We start from the raw sequence: 14,405 nt of genomic DNA, 5'->3' as shown, positions 1-14,405 counted from the left end.
ACTCATCCCGCGCTTTGTTGCAGGTTTCCGCCCACGAATTGGCTATTGTACAAGTCCGCATAGAAACCGCCCTTCGCGAGCAATTCGTTATGCGTGCCTTGCTCGATAATGCTTCCATGGTTCATGACCAAGATCAAATCCGCGTCGCGGATCGTCGATAACCGGTGAGCGATGACGAAGCTCGTTCTTCCTTGCATGAGCTGATGCATAGCCTTCTGAATGTAAACTTCCGTACGCGTATCTACGCTGCTAGTCGCTTCATCCAGAATAAGTATGGCCGGATCCGCCAATATCGCCCTGGCAATCGTCAATAGCTGCTTCTGTCCTTGCGACAAGTTGGATGCTTCTTCATTCAACACCGTATCATAGCCTTCCGGCAAGGTACGAATGAAATGATCCGCATGCGCGGCAACGGCCGCTTCGACAATCTCCTCATCCGTCGCCCCTTCGCGACCGTAAGCGATGTTGTCGCGAATCGTGCCGTTAAACAGCCATGTGTCTTGAAGCACCATGCCGAACAAGCTGCGCAAATTCCCGCGTTTCATCTTCGTAATATCGGCTCCGTCGACCGTAATGCTGCCGTCGTTTACTTCATAGAACCGCATAAGCAAGTTAACGAGCGTCGTTTTGCCGGCACCCGTCGGTCCTACGATGGCCACCATCTGCCCGCTTCGGACGTCGATATCCATATTCTCGATCAGCATCGCATCCGGACTATAGCCGAAGTTAACGCCATGCATCGCGACTTCGCCTTTCGGCGCAGTCAACTTCACGTCTTTCCCGTCGGCTGCTTCGGGCACTTCTTCCTCTTCATCCAATAACTCGAATACGCGCTCGGCCGAAGCGATCGTCGACTGAATGATATTCGCGATATTCGCCGTTTGCACGAGCGGCATCGAGAACTGTCTCGCATATTGGATAAAAGCTTGAATGTTCCCGATGGAGATCGATCCCCGCGCGACCATGATCCCTCCGACGACGCTGATGAAGACGTAGCCGATGTTGCTGACCATGCTCATAAGCGGCATAATGTTTCCGGAGACGAACTGCGCCTTTCTGCCGGATTCGTACAGGCGCTCGTTGATCTCGTCGAATTTCGCGACGGACTTCTCTTCCTGCCCGAACGCTTTGACGATTTTATGTCCCGAGAACATCTCTTCGACGTGTCCGTTCAGCTTCCCTAACTCCATCTGCTGGGACTTGAAATGCTGCTGCGATCTGCTGGCCGCGCCTCTGATGACGATCATCGAGAGCGGCAGCGTAAGCAACAGGATCAGCGTCAGCCACGGACTGATCGTAAGCATCATGATGATTACGCCGATTATCGTAATAAGAGAAGTAATAAGTTGGGTCAAACTTTGCTGCAGCGTATTGCTGATATTGTCTACGTCGTTGACGGCGCGGCTTAGAATTTCACCATGCGCGCGGCTATCGAAATATTTAAGAGGAAGCTTGCCGAGTTTGGCGTTCACTTCGTTACGCAAACCGAATACCGTTTTCTGAGCGACTCCCGCCATTAAAAACTGCTGGATATAACTGAAAATGGAGCTCACCACATATAACCCCGCGAGGAAAACGACGATCTGCCAAATGCCCGCCAAATCGAAATGCGCGTTCGGATCGCCGTTCAGCTTGCCCATCATGCCTTCGAATAGCTTCGTCGTAGCTTCCCCCAGCACTTTGGGGCTATAGATCGCGAACGCCGTGCTTAAGATAGCGGTAATGAGTACGGCCAACAGTTTAAAGCGCTGCGGGCGCAAATACCCCATTAATCTGCGAAGCGTGCCTTTGAAATTTTTCGCTTTTTGCACGGGCATCATGCCGCCCATGCCGCCCATTCCACCCATGCCCGGACCTCCCGGGCCTCTGCCAGGTCCTCCCGGAGCCGTGCCTTGGCCTGCCCCGCCTTGATTTCCACGTTGTTCGCTCATGCGATCTCCTCCTCGGACAGTTGCGAGGATACGATCTCGCGATAGACGCCGCTTGTATCCATCAGCTCCCGATGATTGCCCATTCCGACGATCCGGCCTTCATCCAGCACGATAATTCTGTCAGCATCCATGACCGTGCTCACCCGTTGCGCAACGATAATGACGGTCGCTTCCGTCGTTTCGGCTTTAAGTGCCGCCCTTAGCTTGGCATCCGTCTTAAAATCAAGCGCGGAGAAGCTATCGTCGAACAAATAAATTTGCGGTTTGCGAACAAGCGCGCGCGCGATGGATAACCGTTGCTTCTGCCCGCCGGACAGATTCGCTCCGCCTTGCGAGATATGCGCGGAATAGCTCTCCGGCATGCCCTCGATAAAATCGCTCGCTTGGGCGATTTTGGCGGCTTCGCTGACTTCCTCATCGGTTGCGTCCGGTTTCCCGTAGCGAATATTGTCCGCGACCGTCCCCGTGAACAGAAGCGCCTTCTGGGGGACAAGTCCGATAGCCGATCGCAGTTCGTCGAGCGACAGTTCGCGTACGTCCGTACCATTAATTCGAACAGCGCCCTCTTCAATGTCGTAGAACCTTGGAATCAGGCTGATCAGAGTGGATTTGCCGGAGCCGGTTCCCCCGATAATCGCCGTAACCTCGCCCGGTCTCGCCTGAAAAGAAATCCCCGTGATCGCCGGGCTTTCGGCGCCCGGATACCGGAAAGTCACATCCTCGAACTCGACCGACCCTTGCGGGGAGGGATATTGCCCTTCCAAATCGTCTCCTGCTGCCGTCGTTGCTTCTTTCCCTTTTGAATCTACGATAACGGGCTCCGTGTTCAACACTTCGTTAATTCGAACCGCGGAAGCAGAGGCGCGCGGAACCATGACGAACATCATCGACACCATCAGAAGCGAGAACATGATTTGCATCGCGTATTGCAGGAACGCCATTAAATCGCCGACCTGCATATCGCCGTCGCTGACCCTGATGCCTCCGAACCAGATAATGGCGATCGACGAGAAGTTCAAGATCAACATCATCATAGGCATCATGAACGCCATGATCTGGTTTACTTTGATCGCGGTTTGCGTCAGATCCTGGTTGGCTTCCTTGAATCGTTTCGTCTCATGCTCGAAACGATTAAACGAACGAATGACGCGGATTCCCGTCAACCCTTCGCGAAGCACCAGATTCAGCTTGTCGATCTTTTTCTGCATCACTTTGAAATAGGGAATTCCTTTGCCGGCGATAATCAGGATCGTTAACGCCAAAATCGGAATCGCCCCAACAAATACAAGCGACAGATGGGCGTCCTTGGATATGGCCATGATCAGTCCGCCAATACACATCATCGGAGCGGCTACCATCAACCGCATCATCATCATGAGCACCGTTTGCACCTGCGTAATATCGTTGGTCGTGCGAGTGATGAGCGAGGCGGTCCCGATTTTATCGAATTCCTGCAACGAGAAATTTTCCACGTGCCGGAACGTCTTGCTGCGCACATCCCTTCCGAAACCGGAAGCGATCTTGGAGGAGAGATAGCTAGCCGCGATAGACACCAATGTACCTACCGCCGTGACCGCGAGCATGAAACCTCCTATTTTCCAAATGTACGCAGTGTCACCTTTAACGACGCCATCATTGATGATGTCCGCCATCAAAGTCGGCAGATACAGCTCGCTAAGAGACTGCATGAGAATAAGCGCCATAACCGCCGCAACCGCCCAGCGATATGGCTTAAGGTACCGAAAAAGCTTTATCATACGCATCAACTCCGGGTTATAAATTCATGCATCCAAACTTTCAATATGTAAAAATGATAATATGACGTTATTATGAACTGAATATGAACGGAAAACAAATAGATGACCCCTGAAGGCCATCTATTCTATATTATTTAGTTATGTAATCCTCGCGCAAACAGCCGTAAATCTCCAGATCCACGATTCCTTTTCCCGTCCAAATCCGGGCTTGCCTGAGCGTCCCTTCCAAGAGAAATCCGTTCTTCAACAGTACTCGCTTGGAGTGCCCGTTATCCGGCATCACTTCGGCTTGAATGCGATTTACGCCGATATCCTCGAACAAATACTTAATCAATCTCCCAACCGCTTCGGTCGCGATCCCTTGTCCCCAGACCTTTTCCGCCAAGTAAAATCCGACAGTCACCATGTCCACGCGTTGGTTCCAGTCGAACGTATCGATAATGCCGACTAACGCATCGCTCTCCTGCTTACGGAAAATGCCCCATTTCACTTTGAAACGTTTGTTGTAATCCCGTTCGAAATGGCCGATCATGTTAGCTACCGTTTCCTTATTGTGTTTCGGGACGATGCCGCAATATTCGAACACCCGCTCATTGTCGTATATCTCGTAAAGCCCGTCCAGATGCCGTTCTTCTACTTTCTTAAGCAATAAATTATCCGATTCTAGAACCGGAAAGCGATCGAACAGGTGGTCAACGATCATGGGCGATCCCTCGATTAACGAATTTTACGGTCTACGATAAAAGGACCGAATGGCAGAAAGGCGGCAATAACCGCAAGCACGGACATGAGGAACGAAATCTTGCGCGCGATGAGAGCATTAAGAACCGCGAGCAGGTACAAGGTGAACAAAACTCCGTGAGCTATCCCGACAACCGTTACGGCCTCGGGAATATCGGCCCAATACTTAAGCGGCATCGCGATCAACAGCAGAACCAAGAAAGATATCGCTTCGGCCGTGCCGATTGCGCGGAGCCGACCGATCGGCGTCTTTAACATATTGATAACCTCCGACTGACCAAATTAGTTTTATCATACCAACGGTCATGACGGAATGCTGTGAATAAGTTGTGTCATTTCGGACGATTAACGTACTTCAACGCTTCCCTCTCGCTCAACGGGGAAAGCTCATTAACCGACACGAATTCCCTAACGGCCGTCTCATCGGTTTTCGAATACTCGCGCAGCGCCCAACCGATCGCCTTGCGAATGAAAAACTCCTTTTCGTCTTTGCATCGCAATATATAATCGAAGAGCCTCGCAACGTCGGTCCGTTGCTTATATCTCAATTGATAGAGAATCGCGGTCCTGCGCAGCCAGAAATCGTCCGATTCGATCCAACGCTCCGTATATGCCGGGATCAGCTCCGGGAATTTCCGCAGGTGGTCGCCCATCGTATGCGAGGCTAGATAATCGACCGTGTCCCACCAGGGTTTCGTCGTGACGAATCTTTCGAAAGCATCGATGTCTTCCTTAACGGCCAGTTTGCCGTACTTCTCCAAGAAAGCCATCGCTACGTTCTGGAATTCCCGCTCGGGCAGTTGCCACAACTCTTGAGCAACGACAAGCATCTCTTTGCCGGAAGGCAATCCGTGCATGGACCAGAATCGTTTGGTTATGCTTGTCCGTTCCGGCGTCTTGATTCCCAGGAAGGAAAACCGATTCCGCATGTAGCTTTCCATCGGCAGCGCCTTCTCCCGGTCGGCATGCCGCCTGAACCAAGCCGCCAGTTTGTCCGTATATTCGCTCATACGCGTTCCCCTCACTCCCGTCCATCACGTTTGCTAAACGTTCGGATTCAACCCGACTTGGCCGGCGACCGTGCGCATTTGGACCGGCAACGGAGCCTTGAACTCCCGGCCGTCGGGCAAGACGATGCGCCAAGCATGCAACAACTGATGGTTCACGTCGCCGAATCTCTTGCCCCCGTACTTGATGTCTCCCAGCAGAGAGTGCCCGATATTCTGAAAATGGGTGCGGATTTGATGCGTCCGGCCGCTGATCAGTTCGATCTCTACGAAGGAGTATGAAGCACCGGTTTGCAGCACCCGGTAACGCGTTTCCGCCGACTTCACCTGATCTGCGCCTCCGTGCTTCGCAACATCCGTAAGGCTGCCTACGACATGGGTCCGATTTTTCTTCTCGTCGCGGATAAGATCTCCCGCCAATGTCCCTTCGCCCGCCAGCCTGCCTTCGACGATCGTGACGTAATATTTTTGCAGCTCGTGCTTCTGGATCCATTGGTTTAATTGATGCAGCATCCCGGCCGTCTTCCCGACAAGCACGATGCCGCTCGTATTCCGATCCAACCGGTTTGCCGTCGCGGGCATGAACAGCGGACTGTCCAGCTCCCCTTTGCGATACAAATAAGCATGCACGCGATTGACCAGCGTGTCCTTCTGATCCGCTTGATCGGGATGCGTCAGCATGCCTACCGGTTTAATTGCGACCAGCAGCTCGGCATCTTCGTACAAGACGTCAATATTGGCGTTAACGCCGACATACTTCGTTTTCTTCTGGCCGATACTCGCCTCTTGATATGCCGCTTCCTCTACGTACAGTACGAGCTCGTCTCCGGCTGCCAATTCGTAATTCTGGTTTTTCCTCTTCCCGTTCACCTTGACTTTGCCGGAATCGATCATCTTATAGATTTGCCCCAGAGGAATGTTGGGCATCAAGTTTCTAAGGAACCGATGCAGCCTTTTGCCGCCCTCGGAAGGGGTAATTTTACGGTTAATCATAGTTCGTTATCTCCTCTGGCCGTAATACACGCGAATTTGAATATCTTGATTATAGTTGCCGAAGCCCGATCCGTACAAAGTCAGGCCGCCCACATGGGGCGCATCGTCTTCCACCGCGAACCTCAGCGTCCAGAAGTGCTTATCCAGTCTCAGCTCGTCTAGCGTCGTATCGGATATTTTCTGGCCGTCCATGTACGTGCCGCTTCGATTGATTCGAAGGACTTTCCATAAGCCGTATTGGTTGACCTCGATCCGCCACCATTCCGGGGTGAAACGCCCTCGGGTGTGCGCCCCGAAATCGCCCGGGCTCGTCCATTCCCCTAGCCGCTCGCCGTTAAGATAGAAGCGGATATCCGAAGGCCATTGGTCGTTCGCCCCCGGCGCTTCGGACGCGATCTCGAACGAGATTTCCAACTCCTCCGGCGCCTGGCTGGGCAACAAGTAATTCGGCACTTTATATTCGACGTAGCCTTTGCCGAACCATAGGATGGCCGCGTTCACCCGTTCGGGATCCAGAAAATAACGCGGGTCGTCGTATTGGCCGACCATCTTCTCTCTTGTAGCCAATCCGCACGTCGGATAAACCTCGAACGAAGTGTAATGACCGACGGGAATATTTTGCTCGTAGTACAGTCTTTCCGTCGCGCCGGCCTGCGGCAACGAGATTTCCACTCCGGTTTCCGCCAAAGAGCAAATCTTATGCGTACCGCCTTCCTTGCGAACCATCTTCGTATGAATCAATTCCGCCAGCTCCAGCTTGCGCACGTGCATAGTAAGAATCGCGCTGCTCAGTTCAAGCCTCTCGGCGATTTCCTTTAAGTTCATGGGCTTCTCGGCTAACAATTCCAGGATCCGCAAGCGCACTTCGCTTGCCAGAGCCTCATACAACGGAAGCCACTTTCGATCCGTATTCGCTCTTATCATCGGGGACCTCCCCTTCTTTTCCTTAGATTAATATAAATATAAATCCTAAAAAGATCAAATCTTTTTGTTAAAAACATGTTGCCAAACGCCTCTCTATCCTGTTTAATATGTTTTGAATAGATATATATGTTTATTGATTAATAATTTTGTTATTCCAAGGAGAGATCATCATGTCCAACAAAGCTACAATGATCGTCGACAAAGACTTCGTTATCTCCGCAATCGACGATCGTATTTACGGCTCGTTCATCGAGCATCTTGGCCGCGCGGTTTACGGCGGAATCTATGAACCGGGCCATCCCGCAGCCGACGAGCGCGGATTCCGCAAAGATGTTCTATCTTTGATCCAAGACCTTCGCGTCCCGATTATTCGTTATCCGGGAGGCAACTTCGTCTCGGGTTACGATTGGAAAGACGGAATCGGACCGAAGGATCAGCGCCCAAGCCGGCTTGAGCTCGCTTGGAGAACGGTCGAGCCTAACCAATTCGGACTGAACGAATTCGTCGACTGGTCCCGCATCGCGGGCACGGATATCATGTGGGCCATTAACCTCGGTACTCACGGGGTCGATGAAGCTCGCAACATCGTCGAATACGCGAACCACACTTCCGGCTCTTATTGGAGCGACTTGCGAATCCGTCACGGCTACGAACGGCCGCACGGCATCAAAACATGGTGCTTAGGCAACGAGATGGACGGCCCTTGGCAGATCGGCGCGAAGACGGCGGTCGAGTACGGCCGGATCGCCGCCGAATCGGCGAAAGTCATGAAATGGGTCGACCCTCCATCGAGCTCGTCGCTTGCGGCAGCTCAGGCAAGATGATGGCCACCTATCCGGAATGGGAAGCTACCGTTCTCGACCATACTTACGACCACGTTGAATTCCTTTCCTTGCACAGCTACTACGGTAATCACGGGAACGATACGGCTACCTTCCTCGGGCGTTCGCTCGAGATGGAAGATTTCATCCGCAGCGTCGTCGCGACTTGCGACTACATTAAAGCTAAGAAAAGAAGCAAGAAAACGATGAACCTGTCGTTCGACGAGTGGAACGTATGGTTCCACTCCAACGACGCGGACAAACAAATCGAGCCGTGGCAAATCGCGCCTCCGCAGCTGGAAGACGTCTATACGATGGAAGATGCCTTAGTCGTAGGTTGCTTGCTTATCGCCCTGCTGAAAAACTCAGACCGAGTCAAGATGGCTTGCTTAGCCCAACTCGTTAACGTCATCGCCCCGATCATGACGGAGAATGGCGGCCAAGCTTGGGCGCAGACGATCTATTACCCTTACATGCACGCATCCGTATTCGGCCGCGGCCAAGCGCTCGTTCCGCTTGTTCAGTCTCCGAAATACGATACGAAGGAAATTACGGATATTCCTTACCTCGAATCGATCGCCGTATACAACGAGCAAGCTAAGGAAGTAACGGTATTCGCGGTTAATCGCAATCTGACCGACTCCCTGCCGCTGGAAGTCGACCTGCGCAGCTTCGGCTCTTGCAGCGTCATCGAGCATATTGTGCTCGAGAACGATGACCTTAAGGCGACGAATACGGCTAGCCAACCCGGCCGCGTTAAACCGAACGCGAACGGTAACGCTGCTGCGGACGGTACGAAGATTAATGCCGCGTTGAGCAAAGCATCGTGGAACGTCATTCGAATCAGCTTGCAATAACGAAAAGCCTCGAAGTTACCTTAGGGATTCATTCCTTAGTCGCTTCGAGGCTTCTTCATTTATTGTGATTTTTTATAATTTTTTTAGGAATGTTACCCAAAACGCCGAAATCTGTGTTATACTGAAAGCGCTACCAAAGCAACATCATTCTAAGGGGGAATTGGAACGATGAATGTAGCGCTGCAGGGGAAAAATGTGTACGAGGACTTCGAGCCTCGTCAGGACACGTTGTTCTTCAAAGTCGGAGCACATGGATTAATCAGCTTTCACGGACGGAATTACAACATCAAAAAGAGAATGTCCGCCGATGAAAGAAACCGCCTCATTACGGATACTTCGACTTTCTTCCGCGTCTCGTCCGACTGTTACGTCAACGTACGCAACATTTCGGTGTTGGGTGAACAGCATATTTTCTTCGGCGACACCTCGAAACGCCTTCCTTGCTCCCAACGCAAGCAACAGATGATTCGTCATTTACTCGATCAGTAATCGGTCGGGTAACGATAAGCAATCAAACAAAGCCTGAGTGAACCCAGGGAGAATTCTTCCTCGGTTGACCCAGGCTTTGTTTGTTTTCCCGGAAATCGAACATTCCCTACCCTCTCGCGCGTAAAGTTGCCTTATTTGGCTAAATCTAACACTTAGCGATCGATCAAAGTCAACGTCAAGAAAGCGGAGGGTCTATGCCTATAGTCGAAGTAAGGGAGTTAACCAAGATTTTCGGCAGCGAGCCCGAGAGAGCCATTGCTCTGCTCGCGCAAGGGTTAAGCAAAAAAGCGATTTACGAGAAAACCAAAATGACGGTAGGAGTCAACCGCGTCAGCTTTAGCATAGAAGAAGGCGAAATTTTCGTGATCATGGGACTATCCGGCAGCGGTAAATCGACTTTGGTCCGCCTCTTGAACCGTTTAATCGAGCCAACCGGAGGAAGCGTGCTGATCCACGGGAAAGATATCGTCGCCATGAATCCGCAACAACTGAGAACCGTTCGGAGACAAAGCATGGCTATGGTGTTCCAAAAATTCGCGTTATTCCCGCATAAAACTGTTATCGAGAACGTCGAATACGGGATGGAAATCAGAGGAACGGACAAGCAAACGAGACGCGAAAAAGCATTAAACTCCCTCCGGCTCGTCGGTTTGGAAGGATGGGAGTCCCGCTATCCCGATCAACTGAGCGGAGGCATGCAACAGCGGGTGGGACTCGCGAGGGCGCTCGCCAACGAACCCGATATTCTTCTCATGGACGAGGCTTTTAGCGCGCTGGACCCGCTTATCCGCAAAGACATGCAGGACGAGCTATTGGAGCTCCAAAGCACGATGAAGAAAACGATTATTTTCATTACGCACGATCTCGACGAAGCGCTGCGTATCGGCGATCGGGTTGCGCTTATGCGCGACGGCTCGGTCGTTCAGATCGGAACGCCCGAGGAGATCATGATCAATCCCGCCAACAAATACGTCGCGCGATTCGTGGAAGACGTCGATCTGTCTAAAGTGCTAACCGCTTCCCATGTCATGATCAGACCCGAGACGATAAGTCCCGATCGCGGACCTCGCGTCGCGCTGCAGTTCATGCGCGACAGCGGGGTATCCAATCTATACGTCGTCGATAAGTCCAAGAAATTGATCGGAGCGATAACGGCCGAAGACGCTTTAACGGCCATCCGCGCCGGGCAGACGCTCATGGACATCGTCATTCGCGACGTCCCGGTCTTCAGCCCGGATCAGCATCTGAACGAGCTGTTCGACGTCGTGGGCAACAGCCGCATTCCCGGAGCCGTCGTCTCCGAAAGCGGAAGATTGCTGGGCATCATTTTGCGAGGCGCCGTTCTGTCCGCGTTATCGGGCAGTACCGACGAGTCTGGTACGGGAGGACAACCGAATGCCTAAGCTTCCCTTGGACCGTTGGGTAGAGACGATCGTGGACTGGTTGGCCGCGAACATCGGTTTCCTATTCGATTGTCTGGCTTCGATTATCGGCGGAACGGTAACCGCGTTTTCCAACGTGCTTCAATTACTGCCCGCCTGGCTAATTATCGCGCTCTTAGGCGTTGCCGCCTATCGATTAGGACGTTGGTCGCTTACCCTGTTCGCCGTAATCGGATTGTCGTTAATTTGGAATCTCGGATATTGGTCGCCCACGATGGATACGACCGCTCTCGTCTTAACCGCTTCGCTCGTCTCGCTCGTGCTCGGTCTTCCGTTAGGCATCGCCTGCGCGCGATCCCGCGGCGTGCGGAACGTCCTGACCCCGATACTTGATTTCATGCAGACGATGCCGGCGTTCGTCTATTTGATTCCGGCCGTTACCTTTTTCGGATTGGGAGTCGTTCCGGGGGTCATCGCTTCCGTTATTTTTTCCATCGCGCCCACGATTCGTTTAACGAATCTTGGAATCCGCCAAGTGCCGGAAGAGCTCATCGAAGCTGCCGACGCCTTCGGCTCTACTCCTCGCCAGAAATTGTTCCAAGTGCAATTGCCGCTTGCTCTGCCCAGCATGATGGCCGGCATTAACCAGACGATCATGCTTAGCTTATCGATGGTCGTCATCGCTTCCATGATCGGAGCCCAAGGGGTCGGCGCAGACGTTTACCGGTCCGTTACTCAGTTGAATACCGGCAAAGGCTTCGAGGCAGGATTGGCGGTCGTCATTCTAGCCATTCTGCTGGATCGGATGTCGCAAAAACTCGTTAATTCCAACCGCAAGAGGAACAAGGGCTGGTTAAGAAGCGTATCGCTGTTCGCAATCGGTCTTGTCGTCGTACTGGCGGCAGCATGGATATATCAGAGTACTTTAACTATGGATAAGGGCAACAAAAACGCGATCGGGGAACAGGTCGGGTACCGCATCGTCGGGATTGACCCGGGAGCCGGATTGATGAAGGCATCGGCCAAAGCGATCGAGGATTACGGATTAGAAGGTTGGACTTTGTTGGAGGGATCGGGCACGGCCATGACGGCCGCATTGGATAAAGCTTACAAGAACGAACAACCGATTATCGTGACCGGGTGGACGCCTCATTGGATGTTCGTGAAGTACGACCTCAAGTATTTGGACGATCCCAAACAAGCTTTCGGGGAAAGCGAGCAAATCCATACGATAACCCGCCTTAACCTGAGCAAGGATGAGCCTGCCGCCTTTCGCTTTCTGGACCGATTCCATTGGGAGCCCTCCGACATGGAGAAGGTCATGATCCGGATTAGCGGAGGGGCCGCTCCCGACGATGCCGCTAACCAATGGGTGAAAGAAAATTCCGGTCTCGTGGAATCGTGGGTGAAAGGAGTCTCTCCCGGTTCCGGCCGGCGCCTGAAGTTGGCATACGTCGCATGGGACTCCGAAATAGCCAGCACTTACGTCGTCAAGAACGTATTGGAAGATCGGCTCGGTTATAAGGTCGATATGCTCCAAGTGGAGATCGGCCCCATGTGGGCGGGTATCGCGAACGGGGATGCGGATGCGATGGTGGCTGCCTGGCTCCCGACAACTTCCATCGATTATTACAAGAAGTACAAAGGCAAATTCGAGGATTTAGGCGAGAACCTCACCGGAACGAGATTAGGCTTCGTCGTGCCGAAATATATGGACGTCCAATCGATCGAGGAATTGAAGAGTTCATAAAAAAGAAGCTGTCCCGTCTAACGGAAACAAAAAGTTCCGCTACCGGGACAGCTTCTTTTCAAGGCGTCAGCAACTCCATAATGAGTCCGGCGGTTTCCTCGATCGCCTTCTCGGACACATCGATAATCGGACATTGCAATTTGTCCATGATGTCCGACGCAAAGCGCAGTTCCTTCTGTATCCGCTCCATGGAGGCGTAATTCGCCTGGCTCGGCAGCCCTAGAGCTTTTAATCGTTCCGTGCGGATCTTCAGCAATCGCTCGGGCTGCATCGTCAGGCCGACGACAAGCCGATTCGATGCAGTAAACAGTTCTTGCGGCGGCTTAACCTCAATCGTAAGCGGGTAGTTCGCCGTCTTGATCCCCTTATGGGCCAAATAAATGCTTAGCGGCGTTTTCGATGTTCGGGATACCCCGACAAGTACGACCTGGGCTTGCAACAATCCCCGAACGTCTTTTCCGTCGTCGTATTTGACCGCGAACTCGACCGCTTCTATTTTACGATAGTAGTTCTCGTCCATTTCATGCAGCAATCCGGGTTTATATTTGGGCGAGTCATTAAACGTTTCGATAAAAGCTTGCATCATCGGGCCCATGACGTCGACGGCCCTCACGCCTTGCTTGATCGACTCTTCCCTCATCGTCTCGCGCAGTTCCGGCTGAACGAGAGTATAAGCGATGAAACCGCCCGCCTGGATCGCCTCTTGGATGATGGACTTAATCTCATCCTCGTGTTTAATGTGTCCGTATCTTTTGATCTTGACCTGCTCGGTCGCGAATTGACGAGCTGTCGCTTTCGCGACGGCCTCCGCGGTTTCCCCGACGGCGTCCGAACAGACGAATATAACCTTCTGGCTTTGCTCCGACATCCATTCTCCCCCTACTCAGCAATAAACCCCGAGGTCAAGTCTACCAATGCTTGCGTCATGTTCGTTTTCGTAATTCTCCCGACTACTTCGAGACGGCTGCGGTCACCATGCGCATTCACGACCGGCAACCCTCCTACATGATGATCCAGCATTTTTTTGGCGGCTTCCAGCACGGAATCATCGGGAGAAACAAACGCAAGACGAGGCACTCTCGTCATGACCATACTGATCGGGATAGAAGTCGCATTCGGATTGCCCAAAGTTACTTTAAGCAAATCTTTCAAGGAAACCATTCCCGTAAGCGTGCCCTGTTCGTCCGTAACGGTCAGGAATCCGGTATTCTCGACGAATAAGGAAATGACTGCATCGTTTACCGTTGAACTCTCCGCGATGACGACCGGCCGGTTCATGACGTCCTTCACCTTAAGGTTCATGAACTTCTCGCTCTGCCGACCCTCGGAGGTCATGACCTTGCCGAGAAAGTACCCGACCTTCGGCTTGGCGTCGATATAGCCCAGCATTACCAATACGGACAAGTCCGACCTGATGGTCGGACGGCTGATTCCCAAATACTCGGCGATTTGCTCTCCGGTAATGGGAGCTTGTTTTTTCACGAGATCGATAATCGCTAACTGCCTTACCGTGAGTTCGATAGCCGTCTCACTCCTTCGTTTGGCCTTAAAGCCCGCTTCCGTTATTCTCAACGAATGCAAATCTTATATATGGTATACCATAATCCTATTTATGACACAACATTTAACCCTATATCTTTATATATTGTTGAAATTCGGTCGTTTTTATCTTTTTAATGATTAATTAATAGAGATAACTTCTATTATGCGTGCGGAAAATTCGAGTTGAAAAAATGAACTGACATACTACCAT

At 52.1% G+C, this 14,405-nt stretch carries 12 protein-coding genes and 1 pseudogene; 4 read left to right on the top strand and 9 right to left on the bottom strand.

What is annotated here, in order from left to right; genetic code table 11:
• Window positions 1-2: 2 nt before the first annotated feature.
• The 7 genes from FPL14_RS25630 to FPL14_RS25600 all read right to left on the bottom strand — a co-directional run bounded on the left by FPL14_RS25630 (window position 3) and on the right by FPL14_RS25600 (window position 7,353).
• Window positions 3-1,931 (bottom strand): ABC transporter ATP-binding protein, encoded by a 1,929-nt coding sequence (locus tag FPL14_RS25630; RefSeq protein ID WP_182300380.1) that lies wholly within the window; start codon window positions 1,929-1,931, stop codon window positions 3-5.
• Window positions 1,928-3,688, bottom strand: a complete 1,761-nt coding sequence (locus FPL14_RS25625) for an ABC transporter ATP-binding protein (protein WP_182300379.1) — start codon at window positions 3,686-3,688, stop codon at window positions 1,928-1,930. Before FPL14_RS25625 ends, FPL14_RS25630 begins: the two co-directional genes overlap by 4 nt.
• Before the next feature lie 130 nt (window positions 3,689-3,818).
• Complete coding sequence (locus FPL14_RS25620) at window positions 3,819-4,391, bottom strand: GNAT family N-acetyltransferase (RefSeq protein WP_182300378.1); 573 nt, start codon at window positions 4,389-4,391, stop codon at window positions 3,819-3,821.
• Window positions 4,392-4,405: 14 nt separating this feature from the next.
• Window positions 4,406-4,687 carry a DUF3817 domain-containing protein gene (locus FPL14_RS25615; protein WP_182300377.1) on the bottom strand — a complete coding sequence of 94 codons (282 nt, stop codon included), beginning with the start codon at window positions 4,685-4,687 and terminating at the stop codon, window positions 4,406-4,408.
• Window positions 4,688-4,761: 74 nt separating this feature from the next.
• Window positions 4,762-5,439 (bottom strand): DNA alkylation repair protein, encoded by a 678-nt coding sequence (locus FPL14_RS25610; RefSeq protein WP_182300376.1) that lies wholly within the window; start codon window positions 5,437-5,439, stop codon window positions 4,762-4,764.
• Window positions 5,440-5,472: 33 nt separating this feature from the next.
• The gene (locus FPL14_RS25605; RefSeq protein WP_182300375.1) at window positions 5,473-6,429 is read right to left on the bottom strand and encodes an RluA family pseudouridine synthase; all 957 of its coding nucleotides are present in this window, start codon (window positions 6,427-6,429) and stop codon (window positions 5,473-5,475) included.
• A gap of 6 nt (window positions 6,430-6,435) precedes the next feature.
• Complete coding sequence (locus FPL14_RS25600; protein ID WP_182300374.1) at window positions 6,436-7,353, bottom strand: ArsR/SmtB family transcription factor; 918 nt, start codon at window positions 7,351-7,353, stop codon at window positions 6,436-6,438.
• A gap of 170 nt (window positions 7,354-7,523) precedes the next feature.
• Between FPL14_RS25600 and arfA the strand changes: the two are divergent.
• From arfA to FPL14_RS25580, 4 genes and pseudogenes are all read left to right on the top strand, one after another.
• Window positions 7,524-9,031, top strand: a pseudogene (gene arfA / locus FPL14_RS25595) (arabinosylfuranosidase ArfA).
• 168 nt (window positions 9,032-9,199) lie between these two features.
• Window positions 9,200-9,520 (top strand): hypothetical protein, encoded by a 321-nt coding sequence (locus FPL14_RS25590; RefSeq protein ID WP_182300373.1) that lies wholly within the window; start codon window positions 9,200-9,202, stop codon window positions 9,518-9,520.
• A gap of 194 nt (window positions 9,521-9,714) precedes the next feature.
• The gene (locus FPL14_RS25585; protein ID WP_182300372.1) at window positions 9,715-10,923 is read left to right on the top strand and encodes a quaternary amine ABC transporter ATP-binding protein; all 1,209 of its coding nucleotides are present in this window, start codon (window positions 9,715-9,717) and stop codon (window positions 10,921-10,923) included.
• The gene (locus FPL14_RS25580; protein ID WP_182300371.1) at window positions 10,916-12,652 is read left to right on the top strand and encodes a glycine betaine ABC transporter substrate-binding protein; all 1,737 of its coding nucleotides are present in this window, start codon (window positions 10,916-10,918) and stop codon (window positions 12,650-12,652) included. Before FPL14_RS25585 ends, FPL14_RS25580 begins: the two co-directional genes overlap by 8 nt.
• A 58-nt stretch (window positions 12,653-12,710) precedes the next feature.
• Here FPL14_RS25580 and FPL14_RS25575 read toward each other — a convergent pair whose 3' ends face one another.
• Entirely contained in the window at window positions 12,711-13,520 is an 810-nt protein-coding gene (locus tag FPL14_RS25575; protein WP_182300370.1) for a pyruvate, water dikinase regulatory protein, read from the bottom strand.
• Between the two features lie 11 nt (window positions 13,521-13,531).
• On the bottom strand, window positions 13,532-14,224 hold the full coding sequence (locus tag FPL14_RS25570) for a helix-turn-helix transcriptional regulator (protein WP_229263673.1): 693 nt from the start codon (window positions 14,222-14,224) through the stop codon (window positions 13,532-13,534).
• Window positions 14,225-14,405 lie beyond the last annotated feature (181 nt).

Source organism: Cohnella cholangitidis (assembly GCF_014107495.1).
Classification (GTDB): domain Bacteria; phylum Bacillota; class Bacilli; order Paenibacillales; family Paenibacillaceae; genus Cohnella; species Cohnella cholangitidis.
The sequence above is the reverse complement of the archived record's forward strand: the minus strand, read 5'-3'. Positions and strand labels throughout refer to the sequence as shown.

What these genes read in the sequence shown, in the direction of transcription:
- FPL14_RS25575 (WP_182300370.1), bottom strand. Translation starts at nt 13,520, where the DNA reads ATGTCGGAGCAAAGCCAGAAGGTTATATTCGTCTGTTCGGACGCCGTC.
- FPL14_RS25580 (WP_182300371.1), top strand. Translation starts at nt 10,916, where the DNA reads ATGCCTAAGCTTCCCTTGGACCGTTGGGTAGAGACGATCGTGGACTGG.
- FPL14_RS25605 (WP_182300375.1), bottom strand. Translation starts at nt 6,429, where the DNA reads ATGATTAACCGTAAAATTACCCCTTCCGAGGGCGGCAAAAGGCTGCAT.
- FPL14_RS25590 (WP_182300373.1), top strand. Translation starts at nt 9,200, where the DNA reads ATGAATGTAGCGCTGCAGGGGAAAAATGTGTACGAGGACTTCGAGCCT.
- FPL14_RS25620 (WP_182300378.1), bottom strand. Translation starts at nt 4,391, where the DNA reads ATGATCGTTGACCACCTGTTCGATCGCTTTCCGGTTCTAGAATCGGAT.
- FPL14_RS25615 (WP_182300377.1), bottom strand. Translation starts at nt 4,687, where the DNA reads ATGTTAAAGACGCCGATCGGTCGGCTCCGCGCAATCGGCACGGCCGAA.
- FPL14_RS25610 (WP_182300376.1), bottom strand. Translation starts at nt 5,439, where the DNA reads ATGAGCGAATATACGGACAAACTGGCGGCTTGGTTCAGGCGGCATGCC.
- FPL14_RS25600 (WP_182300374.1), bottom strand. Translation starts at nt 7,353, where the DNA reads ATGATAAGAGCGAATACGGATCGAAAGTGGCTTCCGTTGTATGAGGCT.
- FPL14_RS25625 (WP_182300379.1), bottom strand. Translation starts at nt 3,688, where the DNA reads ATGATAAAGCTTTTTCGGTACCTTAAGCCATATCGCTGGGCGGTTGCG.
- FPL14_RS25630 (WP_182300380.1), bottom strand. Translation starts at nt 1,931, where the DNA reads ATGAGCGAACAACGTGGAAATCAAGGCGGGGCAGGCCAAGGCACGGCT.
- FPL14_RS25585 (WP_182300372.1), top strand. Translation starts at nt 9,715, where the DNA reads ATGCCTATAGTCGAAGTAAGGGAGTTAACCAAGATTTTCGGCAGCGAG.